Below are 15,346 nucleotides of genomic sequence, written 5' to 3'. Positions count from 1 at the left end.
ATCACCTTTCACCTTTCACCTTTCACCTTTCACCTTTCACCTTGCTCCGAGCCAGTCGCATGGCATTGCCGACCACCACCAGAGAGCTGGCGGACATGCCGAGCGCCGCCATGTAGGGAGCGATCAGTCCGCTGGCGGCGAGCGGTAGTGCCAACAGATTGTACAGCAGGGCCCAGCCGAGGTTCTGGCGAATGATGCTGCGGGTCTTGCGCGCCAGCACGATGCCCTCCACCAGGCGGCTGAGGTCACCGGACATCAGTACACCGTCGGCGCAGGTTTTGGCCAGGTCGGTGGCGGACCCCATGGCGATGGACGTCTGAGCGCCGGCCAGCACCGGGATGTCGTTGATGCCATCACCCACCATCACCACCCGGGCACCGTTGCGTTGCAAGGCGCGGATATGGGCCAGTTTCTGATCCGGTGACATGCCCCCGTGAACCTGGTCTATTCCCAGGCTTCGGCTGACGTGCTGTACCGCCGGGGAGCTGTCGCCGGACAGCAACTCCACCTGCAGGCCGAGCGCCTGCAGCGAGCGGATGCAATCGGTCGCCTGGGGGCGCAGCTGGTCATCAAGCCCAAACCAGGCCAGGGGGGCTGTGGTGCTGCACAGCAGCAGCCACTGGTTCTGGCTGTCGGGCAGTGCCGGTGCGGGCTGGTGCGGGCACAGGGCGGCGGCAAATTCGGCCGTGCCGATGCGGTAGCGTGCACCGTCGATCTCGCCTTCAAGGCCCTGGCCCAGGTGGGACTCCAGGGTGTCGGCGGGCCGGTGGACAAAGGGATGGAACGCCTTGGCGATCGGGTGTTCGGAGTGCGCCTCCAGTGCCGCGGCCAGGCGTAGGGCCTGGTCACGCTCGGCGCCCAGGGTGATGACGCTGTGCAGGCTGAGGTTGCCCTGGGTCAGGGTGCCGGTTTTGTCGAACACCATGTGGGTTGCTTTGGCGAGGCTTTCAAGAACGTGTCCGCGGGTGATCAGCAGGCCCTGCTGGCGCAATGTGCCGGTGGCGGTTGTCAGCGCCGTGGGGGTGGCCAGCGACAGCGCGCAGGGGCAGGTGACGACCAGGACCGAGAGGGTTACCCAGAAGGCGTTGGCGGGTTCCAGTTGCCACCAGATCAGCCCGACAAACCCTGCGGTCAGCAGGACCGCAGCAACAAAGTAGCTGGAGATACGGTCGGCCAGGCGGGCGGTGGCGGGTTTCTCGCTCTGGGCGCGGTCCAGCAGGCGCACGATGGCGGACAGCTGGGTGTCGCCCCCCACCTGGCTGACTTCCAGTTCGATGGGGTTCTCGACGTTGAGGGTGCCGCCCACCACGGCGTCGCCCTCGCCGTGGTGGATGGGCAGGTACTCGCCGGTCAGGGCCGACTCGTCGATGGAAGAGTGGCCGCGGCGGATAATGCCGTCCGCCGGCAGGCTCTGCCCGGGCTTGACCAGCACCCGATCACCCACCCTGAGTTCGCCTGCGGGTACCAGCAGTTCATCGCCATCGACGAGGCGGATGGCGCTGTTGGGTAGCAGGTTGAGCAGTGCATTGCCGGCCCGACCGGTACGGTGGCGGGCCTGCATCTCCAGGTAGCGGCCAATGAGCAGAAAAAAGGTGAACATGGTGACCGAGTCGAAATAGACCTCGCCGCTGCGGGTCAGGGTTGCCCAGACGCTGGCGCTGTAGGCCCCAAGCACGGCAATGGACACCGGTACGTCCATGCTCAGGTGGCGGCTGCGCAGGTCCCGCAGCGCTGCCTGGTAAAAGGGCAGTGCGGCGTAAAGGGCGACGGGGGTGGCGACGATCAGGCTGGCCCAGCGGATGAAACTGACAAACTGTGGCTCCATGTCCTGCAGGGCACCGGCGTAGAGCGCGATGGCGTACATCATGACCTGCATCATGCCAACGCCGGCGACGCCAAGGCGCATGATGGCGCGTTTCTTTTCACGCTCCAGCAGTTGCTGTTCCTTGTCGGGGTGGTACGGATGACCCTGGTAGCCGATACGGTAAATCTGTCCCAGCAAGGTACTCAGGCTGGTGCTTGAGGTATCCCAGCGCAGGCGCATGCGGTGATTGCTGAGATTGACGCTGACGCCGAGTACGCCGGCCTGGCGCTGCAGATGATGCTCGAGCAGCCAGGTGCAGGCGGCGCAGCTGATGCCTTCGATCACCAGGCTGGCTTCGCGTTCTGTTTCACCGAGGCTGGCAACAAAGGCCTGCTGGACACTCGCAAGGTCGTAGAGCGCGAGTTCCTGCACCAGGGCGTCCGGCAGGGCGCGGCCGGCAATATCCAGCGCCCCCGCCGTTGCGGTGCGGTGGCGGTAATAGCCATCCAGCCCGCTGTCGACGATGGTCTGTGCCACCGCCAGACAGCCGGGGCAGCATAGCTCCCTCGGCTGGCCGTCGATCACCAGCACATGGTGAGTGCCTGGCGGAATATCCAGGCCACAGTGAAAGCAGCCATGGGCCTGTGCGCCGGCGTCATGAGCGACGTGCGCGGAATCAACTGAGCTGAGGGGCCTGTTCATCGGGTGGGAAATCAGTGCGCCGGCGAGAGCTGAGTGCGCAGCGGATCGTAGGGAGGCAGGGCTTCAGCACGCAAGCTCCAGCTGTTGTCCGCCGGTGTAAGCACCAGGTAACGCTTACCCACGCTGAGCGAGGCCTGCAGGCTGCCGGTGAAGCGAGTGCTGCCGGGTACGCGGCGCAACAGGGCGCTCTGGTCATATTTCTGGTGAATCGGGTGAATGATTTCCAGTGTCAGGCGGTCAAGATCGTCGGCCACGTCACCGTTCAGGGTCAGGCCGATATCACCGGTGACATCATCGATCAGCAGGTCAGCACCCAGGCCCAGGGCAGCGGCATTGTTTGACAGCGTGCTGTCAATTTCCAGCCCCTTGGCCACCTGGTAATAGTCGTCCTTGACGATGCCGTCGGAGGAAACGATCGACAGCACCAGGAAGGTGGTGCCGGAGAAAACGGAGGCAATGACCGGTGCCAGAATAAACCAGAGCCAGGGCTGCTTGTACCAGGGCGCGATGGCAGTGTTGTCGTGCTTCATGATGATCCTTAAAACGCGCTAAATCGAGGCCAGGCGAACAGCTGCTCGCATAGCGGCGTTATTCTAACCGAAAAACCCCGCAGGCGCTGCTGCGACAAATTGCCCCGGGGGTGCATCAAACTGCGGAAATCAGCGTCTGGGCGCCGGGCCGAGGAAGCGGCTTTCCGCATCCTGGCTGATCGACGGGTCATCCAGCGCACGGACATGGAAAATGATGGTGTAGTTGGCACGCAGCATGACCGCGGGATCCGCCTGCAGGCGCAGCGCCACATCGGCCAGTTCGCCGGCGGCGATATGCAGCTGGGCGTCGGTTACCAGGGTCAGTCCGTCGAGGCCACTGACGCTGATTTCAAAGCGGTGATCCTGCTGGGCCTTGTTGGCCAGCTTCAGCGTATAGCTGTTTTCCAGCTTGCCATCCGATGTCTGGGTGAACAGCGGACCGCGATCGCGCAGGACATCGACTTCCAGCGGAATGCGGGTGGCGATGGTGTAGGCAAAGGCTGCCAGCATGCCACCCAGCAGCAGGGCGTAAACCACCAGGCGCGGGCGCAGCAGCTTGGTCGGCTTGCCTTCCAGGGCGTGCTCGGTGGTATAGCGGACCAGGCCCCGTTCGTAGCCCATGCGATCCATGACATCGTCGCAGGCGTCGATGCAGGCGCCGCAGGCGACGCACTCGTGCTGCAGGCCGTCGCGAATGTCGATGCCAACGGGGCAGACGTGCACGCAGTTGCCGCAGTCGATACAGTCACCCAGGCCCTGGGCCTTGTAATCGACCCCCTTCTTGCGCTTGCCTCGGTGCTCGCCGCGTTTTTCGTCGTAGGAAATGACCAGGGTGTCCGGGTCGAACATCACGCTCTGGAAGCGGGCGTAGGGGCACATGTAAATGCATACCTGTTCGCGTAGCCAGCCGGCATTGCCATAGGTTGCCAGGGCAAAAAAGCCCAGCCACCAGGTTTCCCAGGGGCCCAGGTTCCAGCTGAAGAGGCTGGGTACCAGTTCGCGAATGGGGCTGAAATAGCCGACGAAGGCGACCGCCGTGGCGACGGCGATCAGCAGCCAGAGCAGGTGCTTGATGGTTTTGCGGGCCAGCTTTTCGGCGTTCCAGGGCGCCTTGTCGCGCTTCATGCGCTGATTGCGGTCGCCTTCGGTGATACGCTCGGCCCAGATAAAAAACCAGGTCCAGACAAACTGCGGGCAGGCGTAGCCGCACCAGAGTCGCCCGGCGACCGCCGTGACCAGGAAGAGCACGAAGGACAGAATGATCAGCAAAAAGGACAGCAGCATGAAGTCCTGGGGCCAGAAGGTCATGCCAAACACATGAAACTGGCGGTTGGGCAGGTCAAACAGCACCGCCTGATGGCCATCCCACTGCAGCCAGGAAAAACCGAAATAGGCCGCCAGCATGACGAAGCCCGAGATCATGCGCAGGTTGCGGAACAGTCCCTTGTAGAACTTGACGTAGATATGTTCGCGCTTGGCGTAGAGGTCGTAGGTTTCAACCGTCGCCTTGGACTGGCTGTTTCTGGGAGTGATGTCTTTGACCGGGATCTGATTCATGCCATTGCTCTTCGTGTGACCTGTTGCATCTGCGTGCCTGCTTGCAGTGCCGTGGCGACTGTGTAGAGAGTCTGTCCGCTAGGGCCGGGGTACAAGCTGCAAGGCCACAGTGGACAAAGTCCAGTATAAGGGGCCCATAAAAAAGACGATATGATCTGCATCATATCGTCTTGAGTACAGGCCCGCAGTCTGTCAGTGGTCTGACAGGCTGTAGACGTAGGCGGCAATCAGGTGGATCTTGTCATCGCTGAGCAGATCCTTGTGTGCCGGCATCATGCCTGCGCGGCCGCTGCGAATAGTGTGTGTCACCGCCTCGAAGCTGCCACCGTAGAGCCAGATATCGTCCGTCAGGTTCGGTGCGCCCAGAGCCTGGGTGCCCTTGCCGTCCTGGCCGTGGCAGGCCGTGCACAGCGCCTGGAACTGGGTTTCGCCCCGCTGGGCGGCATCCGGATCCACTTCACGCCCGCTGAGGCTCAGCACGTAGCTGGCCATGTCGCGTACACCTTCCTCACCCAGGACAGAGCCCCAGGGCGGCATGCCACCGTTGCGGCCATCGGTGATGGTCTGCTTGAGCGTGGCAGGAGCGCCACCGTACAGCCAGTCATTGTCCGTCAGGTTGGGGAAGCCGTAGGCGCCGGTACCCGCTGATCCATGACAGACCGAGCAGTTGTTGGCGAACATGCGCTGACCCATCTGCAGGCCGGACTTGTTGTCCTCGTTCTGCAGATCTTCGATGGACAGGGCGGCGTACTTTGCAAACACCGGCTTGTACACTTCCTCGGCGTGCTGCATTTCCTCTTCCCACTGGCCGGCCGAAGTCCAGCCCAGCAGGCCCTTGAAGTTACCCAGGCCCGGGTACAGGGCCAGGTAGACCAGTCCGAAGATCACGGTGGCGACGAAAAGCTGAAACCACCAGCGGGGCAGGGGGTTATCGTACTCTTCGATACCGTCGTACACGTGACCGACAGTCGAGTCGGTGGATTCCTTGTGGGTCTCGCTTTTGCGAGTCTGGAACAGCAACCAGGTGCAGCCAAAAATGACCGCCAGGGTAATCACCGTTACCCATGCGCTCCAAAAAGCACTCATTTTTCCTTTCTCCCGTTATCGGCCTTGGCATCCGAAGGCTTCTCTTCGTCTTCGAAGGGAAGGTTGGCGGCATCATCAAATCCCTTCTTGTTCTTGGGGTGCAGTACCCAGGCGAACAGGATGATGAAGGTGATGAGCATGATCACCGGTATGTAAGGACCGTATGCTTCGTAACTCACGCTACTTACCGCTTGTTGCTGTATTCGGAGTGCGTTTTACCGAGCGACTGCAAATAGGCGACCAGTGCATCGATCTCGTATTTGCCGCTCACCGCTTCCTGGGCGTCTGCTATCTGCTCGTCGGTGTAAGGCACGCCCAGTTTGCGCATGACTTTCAGCTTGTCTGCAGTGTCGGAGCCGCTGACGCGGTTTTCGAACAGCCACGGGTAGGAAGGCATCTTCGACTGGGGTACCACATCGCGCGGATTGTACAGGTGCGCACGGTGCCAGTCATCGGAGTAACGTCCACCCACGCGGTCCAGGTCCGGCCCGGTACGTTTGGAGCCCCACAGGAAGGGGTGTTCCCAGACGTCTTCGTTGGCGGTGGAGTAGTGGCCGTAGCGCTCGGTTTCCGCCCGGAAAGGACGAATCATCTGCGTATGGCAGACGTGGCAGCCTTCACGGATATAGATGTCGCGGCCTTCGTTCTCCAGCGCCGTGTACGGGCGCATGCCTTCAATCGGCTGAGTGGTCGAGGAGTGAAAAAACAGCGGGACGATTTCCGCCAGGCCACCACCGCTGATCACGAGAATGATCAGCAGTACCATCAGGCCGATGTTTTTTTCTATTGTTTCATGTTTGATCATCGAGAATAGCTCCTATCGGCCTCAGGCGGTCTGTGCGGCCGAATCGACCTGCGGTGCGCGGCTGCCTTTGCGCACCGTCTGCCAGGTGTTGAAGGCCATCAGCAGCATGCCGGTCAGGAAGAAGGCGCCGCCCAGCCAGCGTACAAAGTAGCCCGGGTGGCTTGCAGCCAGGGCTTCCACGAAGCTGTAGGTCAGGGTGCCGTCTTCGTTGACTGCGCGCCACATCAGACCCTGCAGGATGCCATTGACCCACATCGCGCAGATGTACAGTACGGTACCGATGGTCGCCAGCCAGAAGTGGGCATTGATCAGGCGCACGGAGTACATCTGGGATTTGCCCCACAGGCGCGGAATCATGTGGTAGGTAGAGCCGATGGAGATCATGGCTACCCAGCCCAGAGCGCCGGCGTGTACATGGCCGATGGTCCAGTCAGTATTGTGTGACAGCGCGTTGACGGTCTTGATCGCCATCATCGGGCCTTCGAAGGTGGACATGCCGTAGAACGACAGTGAAACCACCAGGAAGCGCAGTACCGGGTCGGTACGCAGTTTGTGCCAGGCTCCGGACAGGGTCATCATGCCGTTGATCATGCCGCCCCAGGAGGGCGCCAGCAGGATCAGGGACATCACCATGGCCACGGACTGTGTCCAGTCGGGCAGGGCGGAGTAATGCAGGTGGTGGCCACCGGCCCAGATGTAGGTGGCGATCAGCGCCCAGAAATGGACGATGGACAGGCGGTAGGAGTAGATCGGACGCTCGGCCTGCTTGGGCACGAAGTAGTACATCATGCCCAGGAAGCCCGCGGTCAGGAAGAAGCCAACCGCATTGTGGCCGTACCACCACTGCACCATGGCATCCACGGCGCCGGGATACACGGAGTAGGACTTGAACAGTGAAACCGGAATCACCAGGCTGTTGACGATATGCAGTACCGCCACGGTGATGATAAAGGCCATGAAGAACCAGTTACCCACATAGATGTGGGAGGTCTTGCGGTTCTTGACCGTGCCCAGGAATACGATCGCGTAGCTGATCCACACCATGCCCATCAGGATATCGATCGGCCACTCGAGCTCGGCGTATTCCTTGGTGGAGGTGATACCCATGGGCAGGGTAATGAAAGCGGCGACAATGACGGCCTGCCAGCCCCAGAAGGTGAACTTCGCCAGTGCGTCGGAGAACAGGCGTACCTGGCTGGTGCGCTGCACTATGTAGTAAGACGTGGCAAAGAGGGCAGAACCACCAAACGCGAAAATCACGGTATTGGTGTGTAAGGGACGAATGCGTCCGAAAGACAGCCAGGGCGTATCGAAATTCAGTGCAGGCCAGACCAGCTGGGCTGCAATCAGAACCCCAACGGCCATACCAACGATACCCCATACCACCGTCATGATGGCAAACTGTCGTACCACCCTGTAGTTGTATGTCGGGTGTTCAGTTGCTGTGCTCATGTCAGGCTCTCATCAACAAGCTAGTGAAAAGGAAAACGTTCCGGCGGCAATTATCTGGGAACGCATCTTTGTTTACAATGCGAAGTCGATGGCGAGTGCGGTACATTGTCGCACCCAGACTCCGCGGCCGGATTGTACTCGATTTCGCCGCTTTGCGAACCGTAAATATTTAACGCATTGAAAGATATTGAGAATTCTTTCGCCAAAAAAGGACATTTAGAGCGACAAAAGCATCGTTTTGGCGGTTTTTATGGTTTTTGTACCCATCGGGGCCGGGCCTAAAGTCGTATCTTTGAAGCTTTTGTTTGATCTGAATCAAGTATCCCCGATACCGCGTATTAACCTTGGACAGATGATGTATTTAACGGATGGGCAGCCGCTCAATGGCCGCATTTTATTTGCCCACGGTGCCGGTGCGCCGATGGACTCGGACTTCATGCAGACTGCGGCCCAGGGGCTCGCAACGGCGGGTTTTCAGGTGCTGAGATTTGAATTTCCCTATATGCAGGCGCGGCGCGAGGATGGACGGCGACGCCCGCCCAACCGCATGCCGCAATTGCTGGAACACTTTCAGGCGCGCATAGCTGAGCTTGATGATGGCGTGCCGCTCTGGCTGGCCGGCAAGTCCATGGGAGGACGGGTGGCCACTCTGTTGCTCGATGAAGCGCCTGAATACGTACGTGGCGCCCTGGTGCTTGGTTATCCGTTCTATGCCGCAAAAAAGCCACAGCAACCGCGGACTGAACACCTGGCGCGGCTGAACAGGCCTGTGCATGTATTTCAGGGTACGCGGGATGCACTGGGGAGTCGGCAGCAGGTTGAAACCTACGATCTGTCACCCCAGGTGCAGCTCCACTGGCTCGAGGACGGTGATCATGACCTGAAACCCCGCAAGGCGTCGGGTTTTACCCAGGCGCAGCATCTGGCAACGGTGTTTGCCAGGGTTGCCGCGCTCTGAGGTCGATCCTGTCAGGATCTGGAATCAGTGCTCCAGCAGGGTAATTTTTTCTTCGCAGGTGAGCATGGGGTTGATCGCCGCCATGGCTTCCTGGCGTTCGGGGGAGCGGGCCCAGCGCTGCCAGTCCTGAATGGAGCGGTAGCAGGCCAGCACCACGCGGTGGTTGGGGTTCTGGCTGTTGTGCAACGCTTCACCGGAGATAAAACCGTGAGCCTGCATGGCTTCGGTGAGTGTGGCGCGGGCGGCCTTTTCGTAGTGCTCGGCAAGGTCGTCGGCGATATGGCGTTCAATCAGGACTCGAATCATGGTGGTGCTCCTTGCTGGCAGTGGCATGACACATGTTTTAAGCGTAATGAATTTCCGACCGATCGCAATGCCCCTGTGGCTTTCTCTGCGCAGCCATATTTGCGACAATGGCCGCGTTCCAGAGCAACTGGTGAAAAAATGGGCAATGTAAAACCCGATCAGGTGATGGATGCCTGTGGACTCTTCTGTCCGGAGCCGGTGATGCTGCTGCATACCCGGGTGCGCGAGCTGCAGGCCGGACAGGTCCTCGAAGTGCTAGCGACGGACCCATCCACGCAGCGCGATATCCCCAAGTTCTGTACCTTTCTGGGCCACGAGCTACTTGGCCAGGAAGTGGAAAATGAGCAGTACCGATACCTGATACGCAAGGGAGCCGGCTGAGCCCGATGAACGATAATGTAAATGTAGTGGTCGAGCGGACCGAGCAGTTGCTCGGTGAGCTGGATCAATTGCTTGAACAGCGCGAACAGATTCGCGTCGACACCCCGAAGCAACAGTCCGAGAGCGTAATCGTGAACGACGTGGCAAGTACCGCAAATACGGCAAGCACCGAGAATACCAAGTCCCGTTCCAAGAACCGGGTCGCGAACCAGGCAGCGCTCAAGCTGTTGATGGAAACCTACCCCAAGACGTTCAGCCGCACCGGCGTGCGGCCGCTCAAGATCGGCATTCAGGAAGACCTGCTGGCGGATGAGAAAATCGCCAAGAACAAGATCAAGCGGGCACTGGCCTCCTATGTCCGTACCCTGTCTTACTACCGCAGCCTGCAGGCCGGCGCTGCCCGCATCGACCTGGCGGGGGAAGCAGCCGGTGAAGTGTCCGAGCAGGAAGCCGAACACGCCAAGGGCAAGCTGAAGGAAATCAACCGTCAGCGGCGTGAGCGTGATCAGCAGCAACGCAAGGAGCAGGCGGAAAAGGAGAAATCCGATCGTCTGACCAACAAGCTCGAGCAGCTGGTCAACCTAAAGGGTCGTTAGGCCTGCTTGATCGCCATCGGCTACGCCTGGTCTGGCGGCGATTTAAATCCCGGTGCCAGGTCCGGCCTGGTGGTTAACTGTCTGTCTGGGTCCTGTGTCGTGTCCGAATCGTTGAATATCTGCTGCCCCCACTGTTTGGTGACCAATCGGCTGCCGGCGCAGCGCCTGGTTGAGGCGCCGCGTTGCGGTCGCTGCAAGGAGGCGCTCTTTGTGGGTGCGCCGGTCGAAATCACGTCTGCCGCGGCTTTTGACAAGCTGGCAGGTCGGTCCGATATTCCGGTGGTCGTCGATTTCTGGGCGTCCTGGTGCGGGCCCTGCAAAATGATGGCACCGGTGTTTGCGGCGACTGCGACGCGGCTGGAGCCGCATTGCCGCTTTATTAAGGTGGATACCGAAAAACTGCCTGAACTGGCGCAGCGCTTTGCCGTGCGCAGTATACCGACCTTGCTGGTGCTCAAGGGTGGGCGGGAGCTGGGGCGCCAGGCCGGCGCCATGGATGCGGGCGGGTTTGAGCGCTGGTTGCGCGCATTCAGCTAAGGGGCGCAGGACTAGGCGTCCGCTTCAAGCTGGTTATAAAAAAGGTGCTGCGATTGCAGCACTTTTTTTTGCGTTGTCACAAGGCGGGGTCCGCTGCCGGCTTATTCGAGTGCTCCGGGTGTGCCGTGCAGGAAGCCCTGGGTTGCATCGATCTTGAGGCGCAACAGCTGGGTCAGCTGGCTGGGGCGTTCCACGCGTTCGGCGTAGGCGGCAATATCCAGGCTGTGGGCCACGCTGACCAGGCTGCTGACGAAGAACTGGTCCTGGGCATCGCTGTCGATGTCATGCAACAGGGACCCGTCGATCTTGATGTAGTCGGGCTGCAGCTTGTAGAGGTAGCCAAATCCACTGGGATGGACGCCAAAGTTGTCGACACCAAAACTGCACCCGAGCGTGCGCAGCGCAGCGCGCAGGTTTCCAATGCCGGTCAGGTTGTTGAGCACCGAGGATTCGTTCAGCTCGATGCACAGGCGTGACCGCTGGTTCAGCGTTGTCAGGCGCTCCAGTAACCACTGGCAAAAACTGGCATCGGTGGCGGATTCGTTGGAAAGGTTGATGGCCAGTGCGGCCGTTGCGGGGCCCTGCTGCAGGTACTCCAGCGCGTGATTGACCACGGCGCGGTCCATGTCGATCATGAGGCCCAGTTCGCGCACCACGCTGATAAAGTCACCGGCACTGCAGGGGTTGTTGTCCTGATTGAGAATGCGGGCGAACACTTCCTGGTGCAGCGGACGTTCATCGGTGGCGATGACGGGCTGTGCCTGCAGGAATATCTGTTGCTGGGCGATGGCGGCGGAGACATGCTCGTGCCAGCTCTCATCCGTCGGCTGCGGATCACCGGCGGCCCGGAACTGGTGCGTACGCTTGTCGTCCTGCTGGGCTTTCTCGACGCCAAGGTGGGCATTGGATTGTAGCTGGGCGGCGCCGGTCTGATCGGTGCCCAGGGCAATACCGATACGCACCGGGGCCTGTGTCTGGGTTTCGCTCTGGCGCAGTTGCTGGTAGTCCTGGTCGATGCGGGTCAGCAGGCCGTTAACATCGCGCTGTAGCTGGTCGGGCGGCGGCAATTTCAGCAGCAGCGCAAAGTCGGCGCCACCGAGGCGCCCGATGATGTGATCGCCGGCAGTGGCGCCGGTTTCGCCAAGCTGGGAGGCCAGCAGGCGGATAAAGTTGTCGGTTTTCTCGGCCCCCAGTGCCTGGTTGAGTGCCTGCAGGTTGTCGATGTGAACATAGAGCAGGGCGCAGGGGCCGAAATCCTGGCGGTAGTCCAGCCGTTCGCCGAGCTGGGCCCGGGTGGCGCGGGGGTTGGGCAGGCCGGTGAGGTCATCGCGGTAGGCCTGGCGCCGCAGCTCTTCGATGTTCTGGCTTTGCTCCTCGAACATCTGGTGCACCTGGCGCACCATCTGGTTCATGGCTTCGACGACACGGCGCAGCTCGCGGGTTTTCGGAATGCGCGGCTGTTCGATGTACTGCTTGTGTGTCAGGGCGATGGCCTGATCCTCTACGCCCTTGAGCGGGCGCAGGATGATGCGCAGGATCAGGCTGATAGCCAGGGTGGAGATCAGGGCCAGAAACAGGAACCAGATCAGGGTCTCCTGGGCAACGCGCCAGTAGGCCAGGTAGGCATAGCCGGGGTGTCCCTGCACAAAGATGGAGCCGCTCTTGGTCCAGTTGTAGGTGACTTCACGGGTCATGGCGGGAGGGGTCAGCTCGACCAGGTCGACGAACCACTGGGGAACGGTGTTGCCGATGACCGGTGGCGTGGTCTTGCTGAACAGCATGCTGCCGTCCGCGGTGACCACATTGATGCGCTGGTAAAAGCCGCTGTCGAAGATGGCGTTGACCGTGGTTTCAACCGTGGCGGCATCGCGGCTGGCGATATAGGGCGCCAGGTAGAGCCCCAGGTGCGTCGCCGTATCCAGGGCATGGGATTCCAGCTGGTTGGTCAGCATCCGCTTGGAACTGTCCGATACGATATAGATCGTGCCGCCGGCCAGTCCCAACATTACCGCAAGCGTGGCGGCGATCAACTGGTTTACGAGTGACATGGTATCTTCCTGTGTCTACTGGTCATGCTGTTGATTGATCCTCGACTGCAACTGAACCCAGGGCTTGAGTCGATCCGAGGCGCCGACCAGGTCGGCGCGTCGGCCTTTTTTGGTCAGCCAGAGATTGTCGCCGTTAAAGCTGTATACGTGCAGCAGGTCCGGGCGCTGGCTGGCAGGTTTGATGTCGGAAATCAGGTTGTCCAGGACCAGGGGGACCGCGCTGGGCGTCGGGTAGTAGGTTAGCACCATGTGCGCCTGGTTCAGCTCCAGCGCCTTGACGTAGGCAATGCTCATTTTTTCGATCGGCACGCCGAGTTCGCGCAGGGTGTAGTACTTGGCGATGGAAAAGTCTTCGCAGTCCCCGCCGTTGCTGACCAGGAACTCCACCGGGGTGGCCCAGTAGTCGGTCTTTTTCCAGTGGACGATATCGTCGAGAAAGCGCACCTGGTTGAAGAAGCGGTTCACTTCGCGCAGCTTGGTGGTCTCGTCAGCCTCGGCAAGGTCTGCCAGCAGGCGTTGCCAGGAGGCGAGGCGGCGTCGGGCGGGTTCGCCGTAAGTCTGGCCCAGTTCGTTGATGGCCGCCTGGCTCAGACGAACGCCGCTGCTGTTGTCGGCCATCAGCACCAGGCTTGCCGACACGGTCAGGCACAATAGCAACAACAGCAGCGTGCGCAGCGCTGGCCGGGGGCCTGCCGTGTCCTGCTGATGGCGTCGTTGCGATTGCACCAGGTACATCCTGTTCCTTAGGGAAGATCATCATGGATCATCCCGCTGTTTTGCTCAAGGCCAGCAGGCGGTCTCAGGGCTGAAATTGCGCGTTAAAGCGGGCGCGGTCGTGGGGTTCGTGCAATGCCAGTGCGGGACCCTCTGGCACTATGCCGGTGGGGTTGATGCTGCTGTGGCTGCGATAGTAGTGGTGCTTGATCTGGCGCATGTCAACCGTGGTGCTGATGCCCGGCCACTGGTACAGCTCACGCAGGTAGCCCGACAGGTTGGGGTACTGGCTGAGGGTGCGCAGATTGGTCTTGAAGTGGCCGTGGTAGACCGCATCGAAGCGCACCAGGGTGGTAAAGAGGCGCCAGTCGGCTTCGGTTATCCGCGCGCCCAGCAGGTAGCGCTGCTGGCCCAGGCGCCGCTCGAGCCTGTCCAGGGCGTCAAAGAGCGCGTCAAAGGCCTCCCTGTAGGCGCTCTGGGTTGTCGCAAAGCCGCAGCGATACACGCCATTATTGATGCGCGTGTAGACGAACGCGTTGATCTCGTCGATCTCGTGGCGCAGTTCAGGCGGGTAGAGATCGGGGCCCTGGTCGACGAGATGGGAAAAGGCGCTGTTGAACATGCGCATGATGTCCGCCGACTCGTTGCTGACGATGGTGTGCCGCTGCTTGTCCCACAATAGCGGCACGGTAACGCGTCCGCTGTAATCGCGCTGGGCGCGGGTATAGAGCTCGTGGTGGAAGCGGCTGTGGTACAACGGGTCGCCGGCGGGGTGGTCGGGGTTGGCGAAGGCCGGGTCTTGCTGGTATTCCCAGCCGTTGCTGGCCATCAGCGGGTGCACGCTGCTGACGCTGATGATGTCCTCAAGGCCCTTGATGCGACGGGCTATCAGGGTGCGATGTGCCCAGGGGCAGGCCAGGGATACGTAAAGGTGATAGCGCCCGGCTTCGGCCGGGAAGTCGCCGTCACCAATCCAGTTGCGAAAGCGGGACTCGTCCCGCACGAAGGCACCTTGCCGGCTTTCGGTGTCGTACCACTGGTCGTGCCATTGCCCGTCTACGAGTAATCCCATGGGTTTTACCTTTGTGGTTGCTGTGGGCGTGAATGAAGCGGTGTCAGGCAGGGACTGGCCGGTGTCTCGGCGCAGGCCCTGGGTGCTGCGGTGCGCAGGCCGTAAGGTTACAGCTGCTCAATGGCGCTCATCACCTGGTTCAGCGACTGGTCCTTCATGTCTGGCATGCTCATGCCCTCGGCGGCAAAGGTTTCTACCGCATTGATGCCGATGAAGCCAAGGAAGGTTTCAACGTAGGGCGCAACGAAGTCCCGTGGCGTACCGGCGTGGATGCCGCCCGTGGCCGTGACAATGTAGGCCTGCTTGTTCTGTACCAGGCCAACGGGACCGGTTTCAGTGTATTTGAACGTTACGCCGGCGCGGGCGATATGGTCGAAGTAGGCCTTCAGGGTCGAGGGTACGCCGAAGTTGTACATGGGCGCGGCGATGATCAGGATATCGGTGTCCATCAGCTCCCCTACCAGGGTGTCGGACAGGGCGATAATCGCGTTCTGTTCGTCACTGCGCTGATCGGCCGGGGTGAAAAAGGCGCCCAGTGTCTGGTCGGTGATGTGGGGCAGCTGATCCTGGGCCAGGTCGCGGGTGGTGACGGCGATCTGCGCATCGCGACCCAGGCGGGCCAGCAGCTTCGTCGTCAGCAGGCGGGTGTTGGAGGTTTCGTTCAGGGCGCTGGATTGAATAACGAGTACCTTGGTCATGTGTTTAACTCCGCAACAGTGGGTTGATGGAGTCATTATCTATGTCCTGGATGCGATAAAAAGCGGAAAAACTTCAGCATTTAGTTCAATATTCTTGAAC

Annotated in this window: 16 protein-coding genes; 4 read left to right on the top strand and 12 right to left on the bottom strand. The window is 60.8% G+C overall.

Annotated features, from left to right (window positions below; all coding sequences use genetic code 11):
* Positions 1-22 precede the first annotated feature (22 nt).
* The 7 genes from KDW95_RS06615 to ccoN all read right to left on the bottom strand — a co-directional run bounded on the left by KDW95_RS06615 (position 23) and on the right by ccoN (position 7,936).
* Positions 23-2,506 (bottom strand): heavy metal translocating P-type ATPase, encoded by a 2,484-nt coding sequence (locus KDW95_RS06615; RefSeq protein ID WP_255855494.1) that lies wholly within the window; start codon positions 2,504-2,506, stop codon positions 23-25.
* Positions 2,507-2,517: 11 nt separating this feature from the next.
* The gene (locus KDW95_RS06610) at positions 2,518-3,036 is read right to left on the bottom strand and encodes a FixH family protein (protein ID WP_255855493.1); all 519 of its coding nucleotides are present in this window, start codon (positions 3,034-3,036) and stop codon (positions 2,518-2,520) included.
* Positions 3,037-3,165: 129 nt separating this feature from the next.
* Positions 3,166-4,593 carry a cytochrome c oxidase accessory protein CcoG gene (gene ccoG / locus KDW95_RS06605; protein WP_255855492.1) on the bottom strand — a complete coding sequence of 476 codons (1,428 nt, stop codon included), beginning with the start codon at positions 4,591-4,593 and terminating at the stop codon, positions 3,166-3,168.
* 192 nt (positions 4,594-4,785) lie between these two features.
* Complete coding sequence (ccoP, locus tag KDW95_RS06600; protein ID WP_255855491.1) at positions 4,786-5,679, bottom strand: cytochrome-c oxidase, cbb3-type subunit III; 894 nt, start codon at positions 5,677-5,679, stop codon at positions 4,786-4,788.
* On the bottom strand, positions 5,676-5,858 hold the full coding sequence (locus KDW95_RS06595) for a cbb3-type cytochrome oxidase subunit 3 (RefSeq protein WP_255855490.1): 183 nt from the start codon (positions 5,856-5,858) through the stop codon (positions 5,676-5,678). Before KDW95_RS06595 ends, ccoP begins: the two co-directional genes overlap by 4 nt.
* Before the next feature lie 5 nt (positions 5,859-5,863).
* The gene (gene ccoO, locus KDW95_RS06590; RefSeq protein WP_441813624.1) at positions 5,864-6,484 is read right to left on the bottom strand and encodes a cytochrome-c oxidase, cbb3-type subunit II; all 621 of its coding nucleotides are present in this window, start codon (positions 6,482-6,484) and stop codon (positions 5,864-5,866) included.
* 21 nt (positions 6,485-6,505) lie between these two features.
* Entirely contained in the window at positions 6,506-7,936 is a 1,431-nt protein-coding gene (gene ccoN / locus KDW95_RS06585; RefSeq protein WP_255855489.1) for a cytochrome-c oxidase, cbb3-type subunit I, read from the bottom strand.
* 352 nt (positions 7,937-8,288) lie between these two features.
* On the opposite strand from ccoN, the gene KDW95_RS06580 reads away from it, so the two are divergent.
* On the top strand, positions 8,289-8,894 hold the full coding sequence (locus tag KDW95_RS06580) for an alpha/beta fold hydrolase (protein WP_370646675.1): 606 nt from the start codon (positions 8,289-8,291) through the stop codon (positions 8,892-8,894).
* 24 nt (positions 8,895-8,918) lie between these two features.
* Here the strand turns inward: KDW95_RS06580 and KDW95_RS06575 are convergent, their stop codons facing one another.
* Complete coding sequence (locus KDW95_RS06575; protein WP_255855488.1) at positions 8,919-9,200, bottom strand: antibiotic biosynthesis monooxygenase family protein; 282 nt, start codon at positions 9,198-9,200, stop codon at positions 8,919-8,921.
* Positions 9,201-9,338: 138 nt separating this feature from the next.
* On the opposite strand from KDW95_RS06575, the gene tusA reads away from it, so the two are divergent.
* The 3 genes from tusA to trxC all read left to right on the top strand — a co-directional run bounded on the left by tusA (position 9,339) and on the right by trxC (position 10,714).
* The gene (tusA, locus tag KDW95_RS06570) at positions 9,339-9,581 is read left to right on the top strand and encodes a sulfurtransferase TusA (RefSeq protein ID WP_255855487.1); all 243 of its coding nucleotides are present in this window, start codon (positions 9,339-9,341) and stop codon (positions 9,579-9,581) included.
* 5 nt (positions 9,582-9,586) lie between these two features.
* The gene (locus KDW95_RS06565; protein ID WP_255855486.1) at positions 9,587-10,177 is read left to right on the top strand and encodes a ProQ/FINO family protein; all 591 of its coding nucleotides are present in this window, start codon (positions 9,587-9,589) and stop codon (positions 10,175-10,177) included.
* Between the two features lie 99 nt (positions 10,178-10,276).
* The gene (gene trxC / locus KDW95_RS06560) at positions 10,277-10,714 is read left to right on the top strand and encodes a thioredoxin TrxC (protein ID WP_255855485.1); all 438 of its coding nucleotides are present in this window, start codon (positions 10,277-10,279) and stop codon (positions 10,712-10,714) included.
* 101 nt (positions 10,715-10,815) lie between these two features.
* Here the strand turns inward: trxC and KDW95_RS06555 are convergent, their stop codons facing one another.
* The 4 genes from KDW95_RS06555 to KDW95_RS06540 form a co-directional block, all read right to left on the bottom strand.
* A complete protein-coding gene (locus KDW95_RS06555) occupies positions 10,816-12,762 on the bottom strand; it encodes a bifunctional diguanylate cyclase/phosphodiesterase (RefSeq protein WP_255855484.1) in 1,947 nt (648 codons plus the stop codon).
* 15 nt (positions 12,763-12,777) lie between these two features.
* Positions 12,778-13,488: a transglutaminase-like cysteine peptidase gene (locus KDW95_RS06550; RefSeq protein ID WP_255855483.1), complete on the bottom strand. Its 711-nt coding sequence runs from the start codon at positions 13,486-13,488 to the stop codon at positions 12,778-12,780.
* A gap of 73 nt (positions 13,489-13,561) precedes the next feature.
* Positions 13,562-14,548: a glutathione S-transferase family protein gene (locus tag KDW95_RS06545; protein ID WP_255855482.1), complete on the bottom strand. Its 987-nt coding sequence runs from the start codon at positions 14,546-14,548 to the stop codon at positions 13,562-13,564.
* Positions 14,549-14,655: 107 nt separating this feature from the next.
* Complete coding sequence (locus tag KDW95_RS06540; RefSeq protein ID WP_255855481.1) at positions 14,656-15,246, bottom strand: FMN-dependent NADH-azoreductase; 591 nt, start codon at positions 15,244-15,246, stop codon at positions 14,656-14,658.
* Between the last annotated feature and the right edge of the window lie 100 nt (positions 15,247-15,346).

This window comes from Marinobacterium rhizophilum (genome assembly GCF_024397915.1).
Taxonomy (GTDB): Bacteria; Pseudomonadota; Gammaproteobacteria; order Pseudomonadales; family Balneatricaceae; genus Marinobacterium_A; species Marinobacterium_A rhizophilum_A.
This window is presented reverse-complemented; position numbering and strand designations above follow the sequence as displayed.